Here is a 19,044-nt window from a genome sequence, read left to right on the forward strand (position 1 = left end):
AATATTGACACTTAAATGATTTTGGTAAGATCGGTCATAAGTCTCTAATTATCAAAGGCCCTACAGGAGTTAATAATGTCCAACTTGGGAAAAGTATTTTGCGTCATCTCGATTATCTGCTCGGTGGCGGCTGCGATTTTTGGGTACCTCGTCTCCAGTAAAAAAACGGGGTATGCCGGCCAATTGGTGGCCGTTGAAGAGGCCTTGAAAAAAGCGCCCGCCCCGGTCCAATACAACGCCGATTTCAAACTTTCCCCGGAAGAACCCGCCGCCACGATCGAGAAGGCCAACGGCTTCTTCGCCAAGACCAAGGAAGAATTGGTCGAAGCCCAGAAAAAAGCCACCGACGCCGCAGCCCAACTCGCCACCGCGCAAGCCGAAGTCCAGAAACTGACCACCGAAGCCACTTCGGCCAGGAAGGAAGCCGAGTCCAGCAAAGCCAAGATGGCCGAGGCGGAAAAGAAACTCGGCGAGGTGGAATCCAGCTACAAAAGTCTGACGGAAAAACTGGGTGGCCGGAACATCGAAGACATCCTTTCCAACCTCCAGAAAAGCGACGAACAGGTCAAGGTCCTGACTGCGGAGAAGAAGATCATCGAGGACTCCATGGCCCAACTGCAAAAAGACGTCAACCGTCTCCAGGAACTCGACCGCCTGCGGGTCGAAAGCAAGGCACCGTTGGAACTCAGCGGCAAGGTTCTGGCCATCAACAAGGCCTGGAATTTCGTCGTTCTCGACGTCGGCAAGGACGACAAACTGGTTGAAGGAGTCGACCTGACTGTCTATCGCGGGGACACGCTGGTCGGCAAAATCCGCACCGTCTCGGTCGAAAACAACACCGCCATCGCCGACATCCTCCCCGAGTGGACGAAAACCGAAATTCAAGTGGGTGACAAAGTCCTGTTTTAGGCTAGAGAGAAATCCATGAAGCGTTTCCTCCTCGTCCTCGCTGCCTCCGTAATCGTTGTGGCCGGACTGTCCGGCTGTGCCAGCACCGAATCCCAAGATTCGACGAAAGAAGGCCGGTCGAAGTATTCCACCGTTCCCTGGAACAAACCCCAAAGCTGGGAAGGCAAGGGCGTTCTCGGCGGCGTGGTGCAGTAGCCGGAACCGATTCTCCCCACAGTTCTTGTCGCGGCGGTCTATGACCGCAGAATGTGATTGAGGCGACCGGCGTCGTTGGCCGTCTCTTGAAAACTATTTCTTGAAGCAGGTGCCGCGGGGTTTGCCGGCGGCAATATCCAGCAGGATGTTTTTCATCCGGCCGTCGGCGATCCACATCGGCACCCCGGATTGGAGCATCATCCGGGCGGTTTCCAGCTTGGAAATCATTCCGCCCACCGAACGCTCACTGGAGGTGCTTCCGGCAAAGCCGCGGATGCGGTCGTCGATTTCATGCACCCGCCGCACCCATTGGCCGCTGCCATCCGGTTTGGTGTTGAGTCCGTCGATCCCGCTCAGGATCACCAAGCGATCCGCGCCCGACAAAAGAGCGACGTGGCCCGACAAACGGTCGTTGTCGCCGAAGCGGTTGAGCATCTCGATTTCCTCGAAGGAAAGGGCGTCGTTTTCGTTGAAGATGGGCAGGCAGTGACCGAGGGCGAGGAGGCGGGCGAGGGTGTTCTGGGCGTTCTGGTAGACTTTGCGGCTGTCCATGTCCCAGGAGGTGATGAGGATCTGGGCGCAGACCATGCCGTGCTTCTGAAGCGCGGAAGCATAGGCCCGCATCAGGAGGGGCTGGCCGATGCTGGCACAGGCCTGCAGGGTCGGACGGTCCTTGGGGCGTTTGTCCAAACCGAGGGCCGACATGCCCGCGCTGATGGCCCCGGAAGAAACGAGGACCACCTGGATTCCGCGTCCACGGAGGGCATGGATCTGGCGGCAGAGTTCGGCGATCTGCCGCTGGTCGGTCCCACCGCGACTGTTGGTCAACAAACCGCTGCCCAGTTTAACCACCCACAATTCAGGCCGCCGCTTTTTCATCACGACATGAGGCTAGCCCGGAGAGGTTCGGAGAAAAGACGAAACCGGTGCGTCTGGTTTGGTGGGAGGGGAGACTTGATCAAGAGCCTGCCCGGAGCCCGCGCAGGTAGGGCAAGGCCTGGCGCCCCATACCCCAGAGGGAGTGGGCCACTTGCAGGATTCGCGGGCCCCGGGAGATGGTCCCGGCCGCCCACACGCCCAGGAGTGGGGAAAGCAGTTTCAATTTGGGTCCGATGAAACGGGCCACTTGGTAACCCGTTTCGACCCAGCGGGTCTGGCGACGCAGCACTTGGGCTTCCAGGACAAACTCCACCCGTGCGGCATCGCACTGGGCGACCAACAAAGCCTTGCGCTCGGCCAATCCGCTCAATTTTCCAGCCACGAACGGTCCTTCTTGAACTGGGAAAGGGTTTCGGAAAAGGGCACACTCAGGTTTTTGAGGACTTGGTTGAGGCGCCAGGCGGCCGCGCCGGCCACGGCGGCGTAAAGAGCCGTCATGACAATCATGGCGATCAACCGCGTCTGCGGATCCGACCAGCAGGCAAAGAGCACCGTGATGGTCAACATGACCAGCGCCAAACCACCGAGGAAAACCGCCACCGAGGTCAGAACCAGGATCTCGACCAGACGGATCTTCTGTTCCTGCCACTCGACGGCGAACAATTCCACCCGGGCCTCGACCACGCCGAGGAGGGTGTGCACCAAACGGGAAGCCGAGGCCCAAAGCCCGGCCGGACGGCTTTCAGATTCCGACATGGCCGGGGTTATTTCCGGTTGAGGAGGATGCCGATGAGGATGCCCACGCCGAAGGCAACGCCGATGGACTCATAGGGATGCTCGCGGATCACGCGGTCGGTTTCCTTGGCGCCCTCGATGGCTTTTTCTTTGACCACGCCCTCCCAGTCCTTCAGGCGTTCCTTGGCCGTGTCGAGCTGGAGGGAAAGTTTTTGGTGGGCTTCTTTGGCTTTGCCGCTCAGGTCATGGGCGGTTTCGCGGAGCAGGCGCTCGGCGTCGGTGATGACCTCTCTGACATCGGAGACCAATTTGTCCTTCGTGGCGATTTCATTCATAGTGCCACAGTATGGCACCCCCTATCCTCACTGGCAAGCAGGGAGCTTCAAGGACGGAAAGCGGGCGATTCAGTCGCCCAGGCCGAGGCGGGCTTCCGTTTGGCGAAGGGCGCGGGCATGGGTGTGGCGGGCCCGCAGGCGGGGGTCGAACCACACTTGTCCAAAAATATCACCCAGCACCATCGCCACCCCGAGCGCGGGCATGGCCAACAACAATCCCGGAATCCCACCGATCATTCCCCCGCAGAATAAAACCACCACCGTCACCAGCGGGTGTACGCTCAACGAACGCCCGATCGTCATCGGGGTGTAAATGAAATCATCCAGGAGACGGACAAAAACAAAGAGCAGGAGCGCTCCCGAGGCCAGGGCCAAGTTGCCCGGGGCGAAGACCAGGGCCACGCCCAGAATCAGCAAACACCCCACGATCGACCCCACGTAGGGAACCCAGGAAAACACCGCTGCCACCAGACCAAGCATATAGGCCTGGCCGAACGGGAACATGCCGTGCGGCAAACCCAACAGCCACAAGCCCGTGCCCAAGGTCACGGTGTCGAGGAAAGTCATGGCCATCAACCCGCGGAAATACTGTTTCACTTGGGCGTCCATGCGTTCGAAGAGCAGCAGGATCTTCTCAAAGAAGGCATTGGGGACCCCGCGCATGACCAGGCGCTTGAACGAGCCCCCGTCCTTGAGCATAAAGAACGTCAGATAGGGAATGAGGAGGACCGAAACAATCCAGGTCAAGAGGTGCACCACCACCCCGGATAGATGCTCCTCGATCAACTTGGTCTTGAGCAGGGCGATCCGCGCCGCAGCCTCCTGGGCAAAGTTCGCCCCGGCCAGCCAAGGGAACTGCGTTTCCATCTGCTTGAGCGTGCGGTCCATCAGGTCCTGGAACTGACCCAGATACTGGGGCATCTGGTCGCGCATTTGTTCGATTTTTACATAGGCCAAGGGCAGGAAAACCAGTCCCCCCAAAAGGGCCAACACGGTGGCCCCACAAAGCAACACCATCAATCCCTGGTCGTTGGTGATTCCCCGCCGTTTCATGAGGTCCAAGAAAGGCACACAAAGATAATAAAGGACGATCGAGCAGACCACCGGGATGGAAATCCACCAGATGACGTAGGCGGCGTACAATGTCGCCAGGGTGAACGCCAGCACCCCCACCCAAACCACAGGGTGCTCCAGACCCGACTCAGTCCGGCCGCTGACCGGGTTCTTCATAGGAAATCCCGGTCCAGAACCACACGACGCAGGCGCTCTGCCGTGTGGATGGCGATCTGGATGCTCAACTTCGACCCCATCTTTCCATGCGTCTCCAGCACATCCATGAACTCGGGCCGGAAAAAGAACAACAACCGCGTCGGTTCCAGACAAATCGCCGTGGCCGATCGAGGGGCTCCGCTCAACAGGGCCAATTCCCCAAAAAATGCCCCGGGCTCGATCTCGCTCAACTTGACCTGGCCCCCGTCTGCGTTGCGGTGGATCTGCACCCGGCCCTCCACCACCACATACATCCCCAACCCCTCGTCACACTCCTCAAAGATGACCTCGCCCTTGAGGTAGGTCCGCTCATGGATGATCTGGGAAAGGATGATGAATTCCTGATTGGTCAATTTAGAAAAAAGCGGGATGCCCTTGAGCAATTGCAGATAAGGGGTGAGCTTGGCCCCGTTGCGCTGGAAAAGTCCCATACGCGTAGTAAAGCCCTTCCCTCGTCCGGAAAGCAACGCCGAAAAAGCTTTTACGCTGCCTCAAGGAAATGCTATCGACTTCAAATGGAATTGGCCGAAGTCGCAGAAGGAGCCCTCGTCATCCTCAATCTCAAAGGGGACATCGACCTCCAACACTCCCCCAAACTGCGCGACCTGCTGCGCGCAAAGATCAAATCGAAGTGCCCCGCGCTGGTGGTTGATTTCACCCACGTCAACTACATCGACTCCTCCGGACTGGCCACCTTCGTCGAATACTATCAGGGGGCACGCCAGTTCTCCGGCAAAGTGGCCCTAGCGGCCATGTCCAACCGGGTGCGCAGCGTTTTCGATCTCGTCCGCCTCAGCGAGGTCTTCCCCATCTTCCCCACCCTCGACGAGGCCAAGAAATCCCTCGGCGGCGCCTGAGGCATTCCGGACCAAGGCCTTGAAGGAATACTTCCAACTCGGGGCCTCCATCCTCTATTGGCTCTTCGTCGCGCCCTGGCGCGGCCGTTTTTTCAGCATCCCGGAAACCTTCCACCAGATCGTCCGCATCGGCGTCCAGGCCCTGCCGATGGCCAGCCTCACCGCCTTCAGCGTCGGCCTCACCCTGGCCATGCAGGCCGCCCGGGAAATGGGACGCCTCGGCGCCGATGCCTATGTCCCCGACCTCGTCGTCGTTTCTCTTCTGCGCGAACTCGGCCCCCTCCTCATCGCGGTCATCGTTGTCGGCCGCAGCGGTTCGGCCGTCACGGCCGAACTCGGCACCATGGTCGTGTCGGAGGAAATCGAGGCCCTCGAGGTCATGGCCATCAACCCGGTTCGTTTCCTCGTCATCCCCCGCTTCCTCGCCATGGTCATCATGCTCCCGGTACTCACCATCTTCGGGAACTACGTCGGCATGTTCGGCGGCTGGTTCATCTGCCACTACACCCTCGGCATGGACACGGCCACGTACATCATCCGCGGGTGCGCCCGCGCGGAATTCATCGATCTTTACAGCGGCATGGCCAAGAGCTTCGTCTTCGCCGTCCTCATCATCACCATTGCCTGCCACTACGGCATGACCGTCAAGGGCGGGGCCGAGGGCGTCGGCCGCCACACCACTTTCTCCGTCGTCTATTCCCTCCTCGCCATCCTCATCGCCAACGCCCTCCTCACCGGCGCGTTCTTCTTCCTCTAACCTCCCGTTTCCATGAGCCGTTTCGCCGACAACTCCGAACCTGTCATCGAGGTCACCGACCTCGTCCGGGAATTCAACGGCCGCAGGGTGCTCAATGGCATCAGCTTCAAAATCCACCGCGGCGAAACCATGATCATCATGGGCGGCTCCGGTTGCGGCAAGAGCACCCTCCTGCGCCATATGATCGGCTCCATGAAACCCACCTCGGGCTCGGTCAAAATCTTCGGCCGCGAAGTCACCACCATGACCGACCCCGAACTCGACGAAATCCGCCGACGCTTCGGCATGAATTTCCAATTCGGCGCCCTTCTGCAGTCCCTCACCGTGGGTGAAAACGTCGCCCTTCCCCTGCTCGAACACAGCACCGTCGACCCCGGCATCATCGACCTGGTCGTGAAGATGAAACTGGAACTGGTGGGACTCACCGGATTTGAAAACCTCAAACCCGCCGAAATCTCCGGCGGCATGCGCAAGCGCGTCGGCCTGGCCCGCGCCGTCGCCCTCGATCCCGAATTGCTCTTTTCCGACGAACCCACCTCCGGCCTCGACCCGGTCATGACCGCGGTCGTCGACAAACTCACCGAGGACTTGACCAAGAACCTCGGCATGACCGCGGTTGTGGTCACCCATGACATGACCAGCGCTTTCCGTATCGGCACCCGCATGATCATGCTCGGCACCGGACCCTGGCAGGGCAAAATCATCGCCGAGGGAACTCCGGAAGAAATACGCAACCACCCCAACCCCATGTTGCAACAGTTCATCCGTGGCGAGGCCGACGGCCCAATTCCCTTGAAACTCTCCAAGGACGACTATATCAAGAGGCTCCTCGGCTGAACCCGCAACACAACAACCTATGAAACTCAAAAACACCTCCGATTTCCTCATCGCCCTCACGGTCATCGGCTGCAGCCTTCTCCTGCTCGCGGCCATGTCCATGGCCCTGACCGGTTTCAGTTTCGGCAAAAAGCCCGGCCGCACCGTGGCCATCGACCTCCCCTCGGTCACCGGCCTGCGCGTCAACTCGGAAGTCCGTTACGCCGGAGCCGAAGTCGGCAAGATCCTCTCCATCGAACCCCTGGACTGGGACCGTCGCACCCACCCCGATCTGGCCGTGCGGATCATCGCCGAAATCGACCGCCCCATGCCCGCCCTCAAGACCGATTCCGAGGCCGCCATCACCTCGGACACCATCCTGGCTGAAAAATTCCTCGACCTCACTCCCGGCACCGCCTCTGCGGCGCTGCTCGCCGATGGCCAGCCCATCACCGCCCGCAAGGTGGCCACCTTCGACGACCTGACCCGCGAAGGCTTGGACATGCTCACCGAGTTGAACTCCATCGTCACCTCGGTCAAAGCCAAGAACCCCGACCTCCCGGAAAAAGTCAACGCCCTCCTCGCCAACGCCCAGAACCTCTCGGCAAACGCCGACGAACTCATCGAGCGCCTCAATGAGTTGACGGAAAAGAACAACGGCAAAATCGACCAGACCCTGGGCGACCTCAACGTGGTCCTGCAAAACCTCAAGGTGGTTTCCACCTACGCCAAGGCCCTGACCGGCACCATCGGCCAGAAACCCTGGCGCGTCTTCTGGGGCGGCGAAACCCCCCCCCTTCCCTCTGAACAGGAAATCCTAGCCAGTGACAAGCCCCTCCCGGTCCCGCCACCCAAGAAGTGAGCAGGAACGCACGTTCGTGCGAAACGGATGCCTCCCGTCCTTCTTCCGCCAAGAGGGTGCCGACTCCAACATGAAAGATCCCATTGCCCGCTACCAGGCCCTGATCGAAGTCGCCCGCAGCATGAGCGGCGTCATGGACCTCGACGCCCTCCTCCACGGCATCCTCAAAAATGCCCGCGAGGTCATGGAGGCCGAGGCCTGTTCCATATTCCTGCCCGACCACGACACGGGTGAAATGGTCCTCCACTCCGCCGATTCAGGTGAAGGGGAGGTGGTCGTCACCATCCGTGTGCCCAAGGGCGTGGGCGTGGCTGGCATGGTTTTCGAATGCAAGAAAACGGTCAACATCCAGGACGCCGACAACGACCCCCGCGTCTACAAGGAGGCCGCCAAAAAAGCCCGCATCCACACCCGCAACATGATCTGCGTGCCGTTGCTCAACGGAGGCAATTGCATGGGTGTGATGCAGATCCTCAATGCCATCGGCCGTCCCTGCTTCGATTCCCAGGACGAGGAAATCGTCGAGGCCTACGCCGGCCTCATGGCCGCGACCTTGGTGCGCCTCGACGCCGAACGCATCGCGATTGCCGGGGCCCGCGCCCGCCAGGAACTCGAACTGGCCCGGGAAATCCAGGATTCCTTCCTCCCCCCACCGGTGCGATCCCTCCCCACCTGCCGCATCCGCATGGGTTTCTTCCCCGCGCGGGAAATCGGCGGCGATTTTTACTTCGTCCACTCCCTGGACGACCACCGCACCCTCTGCGGGTTGGGCGATGTTTCCGGCAAAGGCGTCCCGGCTGCCCTGACCATGGCCCGTGCCATCGCGGAAATCCGCGGACTCAAGAGCACCCTCGGCCAGGACCTGGGGGCCTGGGTCACCCATCTGAACCAGATCTTCTGCGAGGGCCTCAGCCAGGGCCGCTTCATCGGGATGACCTTCCTGTTCACTGATAGCCAGGCCCAGACCATGCAGGTCTGCACCGCAGGGCAGAATCCCCCCGCCCGTTCCAACGCCGGCCCCTGGATTCCCGCTCCCTGCAAACCCCACCTCCCCCTCGGGATCGTGCCCGGCTTCACTTACCACGCGGAGTCCTTCCCTCTCGTCGCGGGCGAGATGTGGGCCCTTTTTTCCGACGGCATCACCGAAGCCCGCAACGCCGCCGCGGAGGAACTGACCGAGGCCCGCTTCCTCGCGGCCCTCCCCCAAGGGGCCAATCCCCCGAAAACGTTCGACGCCATGGTCCATGCGTGGAAGGAATTCGTCGGCACCGCCGCGCCCCACGATGACGCCTCCCTCATGCTTTTCACCTGGCGCGGCAAAACCCCTCCCGCCTCACTGCAACACCATTGCTGCCTGGAAAACCTCGCCCCGGGCCGGGCCTTCATCGAGGAATGGGCCAAATTCTCCTGCTTCGACGATATCTCCGTCGGTCAGATCGTCCTGGCCGTGGATGAAGCCGTGACCAATGTCTACCGCTACGCCTATGGTGAAAAATCCGGCCCCCTCGAATACCAAGTCGCCATCGAAGACGACCACCTCGTCATCCGTCTCATCGACCAGGGCACACCTGTCGTGCTTGATAAAATCAAGGGCCGCGCGCTTGACGACCTCCGACCCGGCGGCCTCGGCACCATTCTCTTACAAAACGTCTTCGATTCGACGCAGTACCTGCCCCAATCGGTGGGCACCATCCTGGAGCTGCGCAAAAAAATCCCATAAAAAGGGGTTTAATCCCCTCTGATTTAAGGGATTGCACCACCCATCAAAACTGCTTATTTTTGCCAGAGGATATAACCCACCAACCAACGCAAGGACCCGGATTGAAGATTCGACTTTGGGGAACACGCGGCAGCATCCCAACGCCCAGCACCAGCTCCTTCGTCACCTCCCGTTACGGAGGCGACACCACATGCGTGTCCGTGGAGTCCGGCGACAGCATGATCATCATCGACGGAGGTTCCGGCCTGCGCCTCCTCGGTCTGGAACTGGCCCGCCGCAAAACCCCGGTCCACGCCACCTTTTTCTTCAGCCACGTCCACTGGGATCACATCCAGGGCTTCCCCTTCTTCCTCCCGGCCTTCAAACCCGGCAACAGCTTCGACCTCTACGGACCCCGCCTCAACCCCACCCCGGGCTTCGTCGGTGGCATTCTTGAAAAGGCCCTCCGCGGCCAACAACAAGACCTCAACTTCCCCGTCGAACTGAAGGACATGCCCGCCAAGATGAACTTCCGCGACCTCGATCCCGACAGCGTGGTGGAAATCCCCACCTCCATCGGCAAGTTGGTCGTCTCCAATGGCGTCCTTCACCACCCCGGCGGCTGCTACGGCTACCGCATCGAGGAACACATTGCCGGCCAGCCGGTCAAAATATTCGCTTTCGCCACCGACACAGAACACCTCGACGACCTCGACCCCAACGTCCAGAAACTCATCAAAGACGCGGGCCTGATCCTCTACGACGCCCAGTACACCGAGGACGAGTACAACGGGGTCGGCACCATCAGCCACAAGGGCTGGGGCCATTCCACCTGGCAATGGGGTTTGAAAGAAGGCCGGACCGCCGGGGTCAAACACATCCTCCTCCACCACCACGACCCCCTCCACGACGACGATGCCGTGAGTGCCATCGAAAGCGCTGCCAAGGAAGCCGGTGCCAAGTTGGGCATCAAGGTCGAAGCCGCCGTCCAGGGCACGGAATACGTGCTTTAATCCCGTATCATTTAAACCCGCAGGTGCTCGTGCCGCTTGACGGAGTTGACTTGTTTCCCGCCTTTCCCCTACCCTTTTCTACTACTTCGCACCGTTAGCTTAGCGGTAGAGCGTCCGCTTCACACGCGGAAGGTCGCTGGTTCGATCCCAGCACGGTGCACACCCATTTCTTGCCCTTCATCATTCTTCAACTGGCCCCTGCTTTCCGTCTTCCTATTGTCCAGCGCCCCCCGAATCCGATTTCCCTTTGCGAACTACACGGTAAACTCTTCCCATGAAAATTGCCCTCGCCGCCGACCATGGTGGCTTCGAACTCAAGGAAAAACTCAAGGGCTCGCTCATCGCCCAAGGCCATGAGGTCCTTGATTTCGGACCCGATCACTATGACAAACAGGACGACTACCCCGACTTCGGCAAACCCGCGGCCCAGGCCGTTTCCCAGGGCAAAGCCGACCGCGGCATTCTGATGTGCAACAACGGCATCGGCATGTCCATCCTGGCCAACAAAAACCCCGGAGTGCGTGCTGCGGTCGTTTACAACGAAAACTCCGCCCGCGACACCCGCGAGCACCATGACTCCAACGTCCTCTGTCTCGGCGGCCAGGAATTCCCCCCGGAACGTCTGCTCGGTTTCATCGACATCTGGCTGAAGACCCCCTTCGCCGGCGGCCGCCATGAGCGTCGCATGGAAAAAATCCGCGCCTTGGAAACGTAAACGCTCGAGAAAAACCCAAGCTTTCCTCCGCATCTCAGTGCGAGAAGATCGACCCTTCCCCATCTCGAATGGAGAATTAGAGCGCTTGGCGTTTAATTAGCAGTGGTTTCAACTCGTTTCTCTTATTTGCTCTTGTGCGCGTTCTCTTTAATCCAGAGCGGGCGGGAACGAACCGATGATTGAACAGCAAACGCTCTGGGCGAAGTGGCAACCCAAGATCTCCAGATGGCTTTCTGATCTCCGGCGCGGGCACGCTTGGTTACGGACAATCTCTCCGATTCTCAACTTATTCAGCAAAACCGCCTTCTTGGAAAAATAGCAACCCGAGGAATTTCATGGAGCGTAGCTTGCTTCTGTCAAGGATCGTTGAGAGGCCGATGCTCAAGGGATGGGTTTTGATTTGAACCAATAGATCCGCCAATCCGAGCTTCAAACGGCCCGATCCACCCGGGGAAAGATTGGCTCTTGTGACCGGATGGATGGTCGAACCGGGCGGGTAGGTGTAAAGCCGGCACAGCCTTCGATTGTTGGTTTTCTCAGTCTGGAGATTGCCCGATTTGATACTCTGTTCCCGGTAAAGAATGTTATGCAAACAGGCCGCATAATCTGGGACAAAACAATGCCAGAACAACGTATAGGGCTCGAGAAGGCCGGCCAGATCGGCGAGCAATTCTTCCCTGAAAGCGGGTTCGCACAGGCGCGCATCTCCCAGAATCAGATTTTTTCTGAGTTTGAGGACTTCGTGGATGGCTGCGCGATAACGGCAGTTGCGGAAATAGCCCTCATGGTTGAGGGCATTGTCCATAAAATCATCAAAACACACAAAATCGGTTTGTTCTTTTTGCTTTTTGATGAAGGTGGTTTTGCCTGAACCGTGCAAACCAGCCAACAGAAGGATCCGGGGTGCTTCTGGAAAAGCATCGGTGTTGTTTGTGCTCATGGGGCAGTTTCTGATTAAAGTTGAAGCGATCAGTAAAAAAGAGAGCGTTGGGGGTTCTTGTGTAACTTCCGTGATTTTTGATTAATGGGACTTTGCCATGGGGACGGGATGCAAAACACTGCTTTTTTTCAAAAGGAAGTCGGATTGACCGAGTCCAAGGGAATTTCCGGTGCACACACGCCAGCCGACCCCAAAAACGTCAAGAAAAGCCGGAAAAGGGCAATCCAGACTCAAAAGGCTCCCCTGACCTCCTTTGCAGACTGTCGCCACGAAGGTGAGTTCGTGGCGACAAGCACTTCACTTCTTCCCCAAAATCCGGTCCGGATTAAGCGCCTTCAATTCCGGCGTGGTGAAGATCCCGTCCTTGCGGATGAGTTTCCCGTCGAACCACACTTCGCCCCCGCCGTAGTCCTTGCGCTGGATGCAGACCATGTCCCAGTGGACCTGGGAACGGTTGCCGTTGTCCGCTTCCTCGTAGGCCTGCCCGGGGGTGAAGTGGAACGACCCGGCGATCTTCTCATCAAAGAGGATGTCCCGCATCGGGTGCAGGATGTGGGGATTGAAGCCTAGGGAAAATTCCCCGATGTAACGCGCCCCGGCGTCGGAATCGAGGATCTCGTTCAAACGCTTCGTGTTGTTGCTCGTCGCCTCCACCACTTTGCCCTTGGAAAACTTCAGGCAGATGTTGTCGAAGGAAACCCCCTGGTAGAGCGACGGCGCGTTGAAGCTGACCTGGCCTTCGACACTGTCCTTGACCGGACAGGAATAGACTTCGCCGTCGGGGATGTTGCGTTCACCGCCGCAGATGACCGCGCCGATGTCCTTGATGGAAAAGCGCAGGTCCGTGCCCGGCCCCTTGAGATGGACACGGTCGGTCTTGGCCATCAACCGTTGCAGGGCCTGCATCCCCGGGACCATCTTCCGGTAGTCGAGCGTGCAGACGCGGAAGTAGAAGTCCTCGAACTGTTCCGTACTGATCTGCGCCTGCTGGGCCATGGCCGGGGTCGGCCAGCGCAGGACGACCCACTTGGTCTTCTTGATCCGCCAATCCATCACCGGGCGGAGGATCTTCCCGGCCAGTTTCATTTTCTCGGAAGGGATGTCGGAGGACTCGAAGATGTTGTGCGAGCCGCGCAGGGCGATGTAGGCCTGCATGCCTTTCATCCGCTGCAATTCGATCCGGCCGCCGAACTTCAGCTGTTCCTCCGTGATCCCAAGCATCACGGCCCGTCCCACCCGCGCATGGTGTTGCTGCACATACGGGATGGCGCCGCGCTTGTAGACCGCGCGCACCAAGGCCACCACCATCTCGTCGGGAATATCGAAGGCATCGATCAATACCTTTTCCCCTTTTTTCAAATCGGTGGAGTATCCGGTCAAGACTTCGGCCAAACGGTCAAAACGGGTGTCGGAGAGCATCCCGAAAAAGTAACCCGGCCCCGGAGGGTGGCAAGTGGGAAGGGTCCATGGCTTTTCCCGGCATCGACAGTCCCCTTCTCTGGTCTATGATGATGATTGTATGAAATCGATGGCCGCCACCCTGGTTCTCCTACCCACCTTGATGCTTTCGCCGGTCCCCCTCCGGGCCGCTGATAAAAAAGCCCCGGCCACCACGCCACCCACGGCCCCTGCCACCCTCGAGGCCACCTTGTCGGGCACGGCCACCATCGAGCTGCGCAGCGACGTCAAACAATACCTGGCCGGGCTGGAACTCGTTCTGGTCCCGGAACCCGCCGCCGCCGAGATCAAAAAAGTCCGCGAGGAACGCTGGCGCGAGCGGGCCTCCCGCTTCCGTTTCAACGACGGCTTCAACAACCTCGACCTCCAGGCCATCGGGGTGGAAGCCATCCGCCATGAAATCGCCCGCGCCACGGTCGATGCCTCGGGCAAATACCAATTCAAGGCCCTCAAGCCCGGTTCTTACAGGATCTACGGCCAATACAAAAGCCACTACGCCGCCGGTTATTGGCTCATCCCCGTGGTGATCAAAAAAGCCGGGGAGGCCGTGACCCTCGACATCCACAATGGCAACTTCGCCGAAGTTTATAATTATCAGAAGTAGCCGTCCGCGATGACCTTCGACCTCTGGTTACAGAACGAACTCCGTCTTGATGCCGAGCAGGAGCTGACCCGGGAGTTGCGCGTCCTGCCCGCTGGAACCGTCCTCTTTTCCACCAACGATTACCTTGGGCTCTCCTCCCACCGCAAAGTGCGGGAGGCGGCACTGGCGGCACTGGATGACGCCCCGGTCGGCGCCCGCGCCGCCCGCACCCTCTCGGGCAACCAATTCCCTCACGCTCTTTTGGAAGAAAAGATCGCCGCCCTGAAACACAGTGCCCGGGCCCTTCTTTTTACCAGTGGTTACGCAGCCGCTTGCGGCACCCTCCCCTCCCTGGCCGGACCGGGCGACACCGTCATCCTCGACAAAAAAGCCCATGCCTGCCTGCTCGACGGGGCCCGGCTATCCGGAGCCACGCTGCGCGTCTTCGAACACAACCAGCCCGGTCACCTGGAGGACATCTGCCGCTGGACCCGCGAGAAAGAAGCCGGCGCGCGCATCCTCATCGTGGTCGAGTCGGTCTATTCCATGGACGGCGATACCGCGCCTTTGTCGGCGATTTGCGACATCAAAGAACGTTACGGCGCCTGGCTGATGGTGGACGAGGCCCATGCCACCGGCGTCTTTGGGGCGGAAGGTCGCGGCCTGTGCAACGAGCCCCAAATCCAGGGCCGGGTTGAAGTGCAGATGGGCACGCTGGGCAAGGCCCTCGGCACCGCCGGAGGATTCATCACCGGATCCAATGCCCTGATCGAACTGCTGGTCAACCGGGCCCGCTCGTTCCTCTTCACCACCGCACCACCCCCCGCGCTGGCGGCCGCCGCGGCCGCGGCGGTGGACCTTGTCCTTTCCAAAGAAGGCCACGAACTGCGGCTGCGCCTGGCCCGTCATTTGGAACAACTCCTGCACGCCCTCCCGGCTTTGAAGATACACAGTCCGATTGTTCCCGTGCCGGTGGGCCAGGAAGCCGAAGCCACCCGCTGGTCGGAAACCCTCTTGGAGAAAGGGATCTATGTTCCAGCCGTCCGGTCACCAACTGTCGCCAAAGGCGACGCCCGCCTGCGCATTTCCCTCACTGCCGCCCACCGCGAAGAAGACATCCTCTCCCTGGCCTCGCACCTCAGGCCCCTGATGGGGAGTTCAGGAAAACCATGAATGTTCCCGAAATCGCATTGGACAAAGCCCACGTCTGGCACCCGTTCACCCCGAACGACCTCTGGCTCGATTCGACTTTCGAGCCGATCGTCATTGCCTCCGGCGAAGGGGCCAAACTCACCGACACCGCAGGGCGGTGCTATCTGGACGGCAATTCCTCCATCTGGACCAACCTCCACGGCCACCGCCGCCCAGAAATCAACCAGGCCATCCTCGATCAGTTGGGCCGCGTTGCCCACAGCTCCTTCCTCGGCCTGACCAACCTGCCCGCCCCGCAACTGGCCGCCCGTCTGGCCACGTTGGCCGGACCTCCCCTGACGCGCGCCTTTTTCTCCGACGACGGGTCCACCGCCATGGAAGCAGCCCTCAAAATCGCCTACCAATTCTTCCAGCAAAACGGCCAGCCCCGGCGCAAGACCTTCCTCTCCCTCGGTTCGGCCTACCACGGCGACACCGTGGGAGCCATGAGTCTGGGCCACAGCCCGCTCTTCCATCATGTCTACCGCGACATCGTTTTCGAAACCAAGCCCGTCATGCCCCCGGCCTGCTACCGCTGCCCGTTCAACCGCGCCGCCCCGGAGAAGACCGATGCCCGCACCACCCGCCAGTGCCAATGGGAATGCGTTGGCGAAGCCGAGAAAGCCTTTGCCTCCACCGGCGAAACTGCGGCGGGCTGGGTCCTCGAACCCCGCGTCCAGGGTGCCGCGGGGTTCTTCATGCACCCGGAGGGCTACCTGCAAAAGACCACCGCCCTGGCCCGCCAGCACGGCGCCCTCGTCATTCTCGACGAGGTCATGACCGGCTTCGGTCGCACCGGCCCGCTTTTTGCCTATCAAAAAGAAAACATTCAACCCGACCTGCTGGCCCTGGCCAAGGGCCTGAGCGGCGGATACCTACCCTTGGCCGCCACTCTGGCGACGGAAACACTTTTCCAGGGTTTCGGCGGCGGCCCGGAAAGGACTTTTTTCCACGGCCACAGCTACACCGGAAACGCCCTCGGTTGCGCCGCCGCCCTGGCCAGCCTCGATTTGCTCGAATCCACCCACCACGCCTCCCACCGCGACGCCCGGGCCCGGACCTTGGCAACCTTGGCCAAGGATTTCTGGGCCCTTCCGCAAGTGGGCGATGTCCGGCAGGAAGGAAGCATCCTGGCGGTTGAGTTGGTCGAGGATTTTCACACCCGCAGACCCTTCGACCCGGCGAAACGTCTGGGGGCTAGAGTCTGCCAGCGCGCCCTCCATCATGGCCTCCTCACCCGCCCGGTGGGTGATGTTCTCCTCCTCATGCCGCCCTACTGCACCACCGATGCCGAACTGGAGCAAATGGTCCACGCCCTGATCCTCAGCATCCGCGAGACAATCCAGGGCCCATGTGCTTGACTCTTCCATGGCCCTGAACGGATTTTTCATCACCGGCACCGACACCGGTGTGGGCAAGACCTGGTTCACCGCGGGCCTGACGCGGGCCCTGCGCATGCGCGGGCTTCCCGCACTTGGCCTGAAGCCCATCCTCTGTGGCGAGCGCACCGACGCCGAAATGCTGGCCGCAGCCAACAACGAAACACTCACCCTGAACGAAATCAACCCGGTGTGGTGGAAACCTCCGGTCGCCCCCTACACCGCCGCGGTCATCGAGGACCGCCCCTTCGACTTCGCTCCCATCCGCGAAACCCTGGCCAGACTGGCCGCCACCCATCCGGGCCCCTTCCTCATCGAGGCGGTGGGTGGATGGTTGGTGCCCATCACCCGTGAGATTTCCGTGCGGGAATGGGCCCAAGAACTTGGCCTGCCCGTCCTGGTCGTCTGCCGCGCCGCTTTGGGCACGCTCAACCACACCCGGCTCACGGTGGAAAGCATCCGGTCCTCCGGCCTCCCCCTTACAGGACTGGTCATGAACGCACATGGAACCGCGGAGGACGATCTGGCCGCACAGACCAACCCTGCCATCCTCGAGGATCTGACCAACCTCCCGGTCTGGAGTGTGCACGATGAATCCGACCTGGCCGCCCCCCCTCCTTGGATCTTTCCCCGATCCCCATCCTGATCCCGATTCTCATCCTATCCAGGGATCAAGGACAGTTGGCTGACAGCCAAAGGCGGATTTCCGTCCCCCTTGCTATTTCCCCCATGGAGGCGCAGGGTGGAAACCTGTCCGGATGAATTCTTCTCCGGGACCAGCCACCCCCACCCAAGGCCATCTCATGGGCGACCGATCCCCCAAAGCCAACCAGAAACAAAAATCCCAGCAGGCCGCCAAGTCGGCCGGCGTCAGCGCACAAAAACAAAAAGCCATCCTGGCCAAACAGGTAGTGGCGAAAAAGTAAGGAGTCTTATGGGAAAAGGAAACAACAGCCGGAAAAAAGAAGTCAAAAAACCAAAAAAAGACAAACCGAAGAAGTGAACCTAACTTCTCTCTCGCTTTCTTTTCAATATTCCACGATTCGGTAGAATACCTTCGGCCGGTTGTTGAGCGGTTCGGTGAACCCGTTCACGGCTCCGTTGCCATCAATCGTATCAAGGGTGGTCCAGCTTCCCGGCAGCAGCGTGGTGGAACTCTGGACATCATAGCTCAGGTTCGCCCGGCTGGTGAAACTCAGGGTCACGTTGCCCCCCTGCAGGCTCAACAAAAGCGGCGGTGGGTCGATGGTGGTGAATCGCACCGTGAAGGGCAGGCTGGCCGTGTGGTTCCCCAGATCGTCGACGGCCTGGAATGTCACGTCGTAGATACCGGCTTTTCCACTGGTAAACAGCCGGCTGTGGACGTGGCCGTAACCCTCTTCATCCTCACTGACAACAATCGAGGGTTGGTCTCCGGGAGTGTTGGTGTTGGTCCAACCGCTGGCGCGCGTCCAAGTGGCAACGGGAGATCCGGCTTCCCAGAACGAAAAAGTCCCGCCCGCGGGTCCAGTGACAGCCAGCAAAACGACGCGGACAAAGGCATTGCCGGGGGGAGTGTCAATGTTGTCAAAGGCACTGAAAGTGAGTTCTGTCGTATGATGGCCGCCCGGAAAGACGGGATAATTGACCGGGCTGGGCGACTCTCCCGTCGGAAAGTAGGTGGCATTCTGGCTGAAACTTCCGAAGGCACGCAACCGGCCGGGATTCGCCGGATCAAAACCCACTTCAATGTGATCATGGGCATCGAGGGCGAATGCGAATGCGGCGAAGAATAGCGGGAACAAATAGGTTTTTTTCATGGCTTGATCAGGGGGTTGTCGGAGGTGGGGTTGGCATTGAGGCGTGTTTTGATCTGGTCGGGTGTGAGGGCCTCGACGTGGCCGTCAACAAACAGATAGTGGGCGTTCTTTCCATGGCGGTCGACGGCAACGGACCTTTGGAAAAGGCTGTAAGTCACCCGGGTACGAACTTCGGAAAAATGGAAGTGTTCCGCCGTGTAGTTGTCGGCTGATTCGGCCAGCAAAAAAGTGGCAGACGGGGTTCGGCAGCGGCTGGCCGGGATGCCCTCGCCCGCCGTATCGGTCAAACAGTCATTCCAACCGTAAGTGGCTACGGCGGGCGATTCGGAGTTGCAGGGGCAGCGGGGGGAAAAGTCACTGCCAAGGTAGTCTTTCAGTGTGACTGTCCAGGAGAGGGAACTGCCGTCGGAAGCCCGTCGATGACTGGTATTCGGCAGGCGGTTGTCGTGGTCGGCACCATACATCTGCACGGCCGTGCCCACCTGCCTCATGGTGTTGAGGCAGGTGACAGCCCGGGCTTTTTCCATGCCTCCCCTAACCGTCCCCAAGCCCCAGGAGATCAGGATTGCCAGAACGCCGAGTACGACCAGCAGTTCCACCAGGGTGAAACCGCGGCAGGCGTCGAGATGGGAACGGTTCGGGTGCATGGGATT

At 60.0% G+C, this 19,044-nt stretch carries 24 protein-coding genes and 1 tRNA gene; 16 read left to right on the forward strand and 9 right to left on the reverse strand.

The window, feature by feature from the left end; translation table 11 throughout:
* Nucleotides 1-75 precede the first annotated feature (75 nt).
* Nucleotides 76-909 carry a hypothetical protein gene (locus SFU85_05030; protein MDX6766132.1) on the forward strand — a complete coding sequence of 278 codons (834 nt, stop codon included), beginning with the start codon at nt 76-78 and terminating at the stop codon, nt 907-909.
* Nucleotides 910-924: 15 nt separating this feature from the next.
* Nucleotides 925-1,104: a hypothetical protein gene (locus tag SFU85_05035; GenBank protein MDX6766133.1), complete on the forward strand. Its 180-nt coding sequence runs from the start codon at nt 925-927 to the stop codon at nt 1,102-1,104.
* 93 nt (nt 1,105-1,197) lie between these two features.
* Here SFU85_05035 and proB read toward each other — a convergent pair whose 3' ends face one another.
* The 6 genes from proB to SFU85_05065 form a co-directional block, all read right to left on the reverse strand.
* Complete coding sequence (gene proB, locus SFU85_05040) at nt 1,198-1,983, reverse strand: glutamate 5-kinase (protein ID MDX6766134.1); 786 nt, start codon at nt 1,981-1,983, stop codon at nt 1,198-1,200.
* A 79-nt stretch (nt 1,984-2,062) separates the two neighbouring features.
* Nucleotides 2,063-2,365, reverse strand: coding sequence for a hypothetical protein (locus SFU85_05045; protein ID MDX6766135.1), 303 nt, complete (start codon nt 2,363-2,365; stop codon nt 2,063-2,065).
* Nucleotides 2,350-2,739, reverse strand: coding sequence for a phage holin family protein (locus tag SFU85_05050; GenBank protein ID MDX6766136.1), 390 nt, complete (start codon nt 2,737-2,739; stop codon nt 2,350-2,352). Before SFU85_05050 ends, SFU85_05045 begins: the two co-directional genes overlap by 16 nt.
* A gap of 8 nt (nt 2,740-2,747) precedes the next feature.
* Nucleotides 2,748-3,053 carry a DUF883 domain-containing protein gene (locus tag SFU85_05055; GenBank protein ID MDX6766137.1) on the reverse strand — a complete coding sequence of 102 codons (306 nt, stop codon included), beginning with the start codon at nt 3,051-3,053 and terminating at the stop codon, nt 2,748-2,750.
* A gap of 69 nt (nt 3,054-3,122) precedes the next feature.
* The gene (locus tag SFU85_05060) at nt 3,123-4,283 is read right to left on the reverse strand and encodes an AI-2E family transporter (GenBank protein ID MDX6766138.1); all 1,161 of its coding nucleotides are present in this window, start codon (nt 4,281-4,283) and stop codon (nt 3,123-3,125) included.
* Nucleotides 4,280-4,753, reverse strand: coding sequence for a cyclic nucleotide-binding domain-containing protein (locus SFU85_05065; protein MDX6766139.1), 474 nt, complete (start codon nt 4,751-4,753; stop codon nt 4,280-4,282). Before SFU85_05065 ends, SFU85_05060 begins: the two co-directional genes overlap by 4 nt.
* Before the next feature lie 84 nt (nt 4,754-4,837).
* On the opposite strand from SFU85_05065, the gene SFU85_05070 reads away from it, so the two are divergent.
* From SFU85_05070 to SFU85_05110, 9 genes are all read left to right on the forward strand, one after another.
* Nucleotides 4,838-5,179 carry an STAS domain-containing protein gene (locus SFU85_05070; protein ID MDX6766140.1) on the forward strand — a complete coding sequence of 114 codons (342 nt, stop codon included), beginning with the start codon at nt 4,838-4,840 and terminating at the stop codon, nt 5,177-5,179.
* Nucleotides 5,180-5,198: 19 nt separating this feature from the next.
* On the forward strand, nt 5,199-5,936 hold the full coding sequence (locus SFU85_05075) for an ABC transporter permease (protein MDX6766141.1): 738 nt from the start codon (nt 5,199-5,201) through the stop codon (nt 5,934-5,936).
* Between the two features lie 12 nt (nt 5,937-5,948).
* The gene (locus SFU85_05080) at nt 5,949-6,773 is read left to right on the forward strand and encodes an ABC transporter ATP-binding protein (protein MDX6766142.1); all 825 of its coding nucleotides are present in this window, start codon (nt 5,949-5,951) and stop codon (nt 6,771-6,773) included.
* Between the two features lie 19 nt (nt 6,774-6,792).
* Nucleotides 6,793-7,614 carry an MlaD family protein gene (locus tag SFU85_05085; protein ID MDX6766143.1) on the forward strand — a complete coding sequence of 274 codons (822 nt, stop codon included), beginning with the start codon at nt 6,793-6,795 and terminating at the stop codon, nt 7,612-7,614.
* Between the two features lie 70 nt (nt 7,615-7,684).
* Nucleotides 7,685-9,334 (forward strand): SpoIIE family protein phosphatase, encoded by a 1,650-nt coding sequence (locus tag SFU85_05090; protein MDX6766144.1) that lies wholly within the window; start codon nt 7,685-7,687, stop codon nt 9,332-9,334.
* A 101-nt stretch (nt 9,335-9,435) separates the two neighbouring features.
* Nucleotides 9,436-10,326, forward strand: coding sequence for an MBL fold metallo-hydrolase (locus tag SFU85_05095; GenBank protein MDX6766145.1), 891 nt, complete (start codon nt 9,436-9,438; stop codon nt 10,324-10,326).
* 88 nt (nt 10,327-10,414) lie between these two features.
* Nucleotides 10,415-10,486 (forward strand) — tRNA-Val (locus tag SFU85_05100).
* A gap of 114 nt (nt 10,487-10,600) precedes the next feature.
* A complete protein-coding gene (locus SFU85_05105) occupies nt 10,601-11,041 on the forward strand; it encodes an RpiB/LacA/LacB family sugar-phosphate isomerase (protein ID MDX6766146.1) in 441 nt (146 codons plus the stop codon).
* A gap of 475 nt (nt 11,042-11,516) precedes the next feature.
* Nucleotides 11,517-11,912 (forward strand): hypothetical protein, encoded by a 396-nt coding sequence (locus SFU85_05110; protein ID MDX6766147.1) that lies wholly within the window; start codon nt 11,517-11,519, stop codon nt 11,910-11,912.
* A 366-nt stretch (nt 11,913-12,278) separates the two neighbouring features.
* On the opposite strand, the gene SFU85_05115 is transcribed toward SFU85_05110, so the two are convergent.
* Entirely contained in the window at nt 12,279-13,400 is a 1,122-nt protein-coding gene (locus SFU85_05115; GenBank protein MDX6766148.1) for an aminopeptidase, read from the reverse strand.
* Between the two features lie 100 nt (nt 13,401-13,500).
* On the opposite strand from SFU85_05115, the gene SFU85_05120 reads away from it, so the two are divergent.
* The 5 genes from SFU85_05120 (at nt 13,501) to SFU85_05140 (ending at nt 17,518) form a co-directional block, all read left to right on the forward strand.
* Nucleotides 13,501-14,043, forward strand: a complete 543-nt coding sequence (locus tag SFU85_05120; protein MDX6766149.1) for a carboxypeptidase-like regulatory domain-containing protein — start codon at nt 13,501-13,503, stop codon at nt 14,041-14,043.
* Nucleotides 14,044-14,052: 9 nt separating this feature from the next.
* Nucleotides 14,053-15,195, forward strand: coding sequence for an 8-amino-7-oxononanoate synthase (locus SFU85_05125; protein MDX6766150.1), 1,143 nt, complete (start codon nt 14,053-14,055; stop codon nt 15,193-15,195).
* Nucleotides 15,192-16,574, forward strand: coding sequence for an adenosylmethionine--8-amino-7-oxononanoate transaminase (gene bioA, locus SFU85_05130; protein ID MDX6766151.1), 1,383 nt, complete (start codon nt 15,192-15,194; stop codon nt 16,572-16,574). Before SFU85_05125 ends, bioA begins: the two co-directional genes overlap by 4 nt.
* A gap of 7 nt (nt 16,575-16,581) precedes the next feature.
* Nucleotides 16,582-17,238: a dethiobiotin synthase gene (gene bioD / locus SFU85_05135; protein MDX6766152.1), complete on the forward strand. Its 657-nt coding sequence runs from the start codon at nt 16,582-16,584 to the stop codon at nt 17,236-17,238.
* Nucleotides 17,239-17,350: 112 nt separating this feature from the next.
* The gene (locus SFU85_05140) at nt 17,351-17,518 is read left to right on the forward strand and encodes a hypothetical protein (GenBank protein MDX6766153.1); all 168 of its coding nucleotides are present in this window, start codon (nt 17,351-17,353) and stop codon (nt 17,516-17,518) included.
* A gap of 102 nt (nt 17,519-17,620) precedes the next feature.
* On the opposite strand, the gene SFU85_05145 is transcribed toward SFU85_05140, so the two are convergent.
* Both SFU85_05145 and SFU85_05150 read right to left on the reverse strand, forming a co-directional pair.
* Nucleotides 17,621-18,391, reverse strand: coding sequence for a hypothetical protein (locus tag SFU85_05145; GenBank protein MDX6766154.1), 771 nt, complete (start codon nt 18,389-18,391; stop codon nt 17,621-17,623).
* Nucleotides 18,388-19,038 carry a DUF1559 domain-containing protein gene (locus SFU85_05150; GenBank protein MDX6766155.1) on the reverse strand — a complete coding sequence of 217 codons (651 nt, stop codon included), beginning with the start codon at nt 19,036-19,038 and terminating at the stop codon, nt 18,388-18,390. The genes SFU85_05145 and SFU85_05150 overlap by 4 nt, the downstream gene beginning before the upstream one ends.
* Between the last annotated feature and the right edge of the window lie 6 nt (nt 19,039-19,044).

The organism is Candidatus Methylacidiphilales bacterium (assembly GCA_033875315.1).
Classification (GTDB): domain Bacteria; phylum Verrucomicrobiota; class Verrucomicrobiia; order Methylacidiphilales; family CAZTYG01; genus JANRJG01.

What these genes read in the sequence shown, in the direction of transcription:
- SFU85_05030 (MDX6766132.1), top strand. Translation starts at nt 76, where the DNA reads ATGTCCAACTTGGGAAAAGTATTTTGCGTCATCTCGATTATCTGCTCG.
- SFU85_05035 (MDX6766133.1), top strand. Translation starts at nt 925, where the DNA reads ATGAAGCGTTTCCTCCTCGTCCTCGCTGCCTCCGTAATCGTTGTGGCC.
- proB (MDX6766134.1), bottom strand. Translation starts at nt 1,983, where the DNA reads ATGAAAAAGCGGCGGCCTGAATTGTGGGTGGTTAAACTGGGCAGCGGT.
- SFU85_05050 (MDX6766136.1), bottom strand. Translation starts at nt 2,739, where the DNA reads ATGTCGGAATCTGAAAGCCGTCCGGCCGGGCTTTGGGCCTCGGCTTCC.
- SFU85_05055 (MDX6766137.1), bottom strand. Translation starts at nt 3,053, where the DNA reads ATGAATGAAATCGCCACGAAGGACAAATTGGTCTCCGATGTCAGAGAG.
- SFU85_05060 (MDX6766138.1), bottom strand. Translation starts at nt 4,283, where the DNA reads ATGAAGAACCCGGTCAGCGGCCGGACTGAGTCGGGTCTGGAGCACCCT.
- SFU85_05065 (MDX6766139.1), bottom strand. Translation starts at nt 4,753, where the DNA reads ATGGGACTTTTCCAGCGCAACGGGGCCAAGCTCACCCCTTATCTGCAA.
- SFU85_05070 (MDX6766140.1), top strand. Translation starts at nt 4,838, where the DNA reads ATGGAATTGGCCGAAGTCGCAGAAGGAGCCCTCGTCATCCTCAATCTC.
- SFU85_05080 (MDX6766142.1), top strand. Translation starts at nt 5,949, where the DNA reads ATGAGCCGTTTCGCCGACAACTCCGAACCTGTCATCGAGGTCACCGAC.
- SFU85_05085 (MDX6766143.1), top strand. Translation starts at nt 6,793, where the DNA reads ATGAAACTCAAAAACACCTCCGATTTCCTCATCGCCCTCACGGTCATC.
- SFU85_05090 (MDX6766144.1), top strand. Translation starts at nt 7,685, where the DNA reads ATGAAAGATCCCATTGCCCGCTACCAGGCCCTGATCGAAGTCGCCCGC.
- SFU85_05105 (MDX6766146.1), top strand. Translation starts at nt 10,601, where the DNA reads ATGAAAATTGCCCTCGCCGCCGACCATGGTGGCTTCGAACTCAAGGAA.
- SFU85_05110 (MDX6766147.1), top strand. Translation starts at nt 11,517, where the DNA reads ATGGATGGTCGAACCGGGCGGGTAGGTGTAAAGCCGGCACAGCCTTCG.
- SFU85_05115 (MDX6766148.1), bottom strand. Translation starts at nt 13,400, where the DNA reads ATGCTCTCCGACACCCGTTTTGACCGTTTGGCCGAAGTCTTGACCGGA.
- SFU85_05120 (MDX6766149.1), top strand. Translation starts at nt 13,501, where the DNA reads ATGAAATCGATGGCCGCCACCCTGGTTCTCCTACCCACCTTGATGCTT.
- SFU85_05125 (MDX6766150.1), top strand. Translation starts at nt 14,053, where the DNA reads ATGACCTTCGACCTCTGGTTACAGAACGAACTCCGTCTTGATGCCGAG.
- bioA (MDX6766151.1), top strand. Translation starts at nt 15,192, where the DNA reads ATGAATGTTCCCGAAATCGCATTGGACAAAGCCCACGTCTGGCACCCG.
- bioD (MDX6766152.1), top strand. Translation starts at nt 16,582, where the DNA reads ATGGCCCTGAACGGATTTTTCATCACCGGCACCGACACCGGTGTGGGC.
- SFU85_05140 (MDX6766153.1), top strand. Translation starts at nt 17,351, where the DNA reads ATGAATTCTTCTCCGGGACCAGCCACCCCCACCCAAGGCCATCTCATG.
- SFU85_05145 (MDX6766154.1), bottom strand. Translation starts at nt 18,391, where the DNA reads ATGAAAAAAACCTATTTGTTCCCGCTATTCTTCGCCGCATTCGCATTC.
- SFU85_05150 (MDX6766155.1), bottom strand. Translation starts at nt 19,038, where the DNA reads ATGCACCCGAACCGTTCCCATCTCGACGCCTGCCGCGGTTTCACCCTG.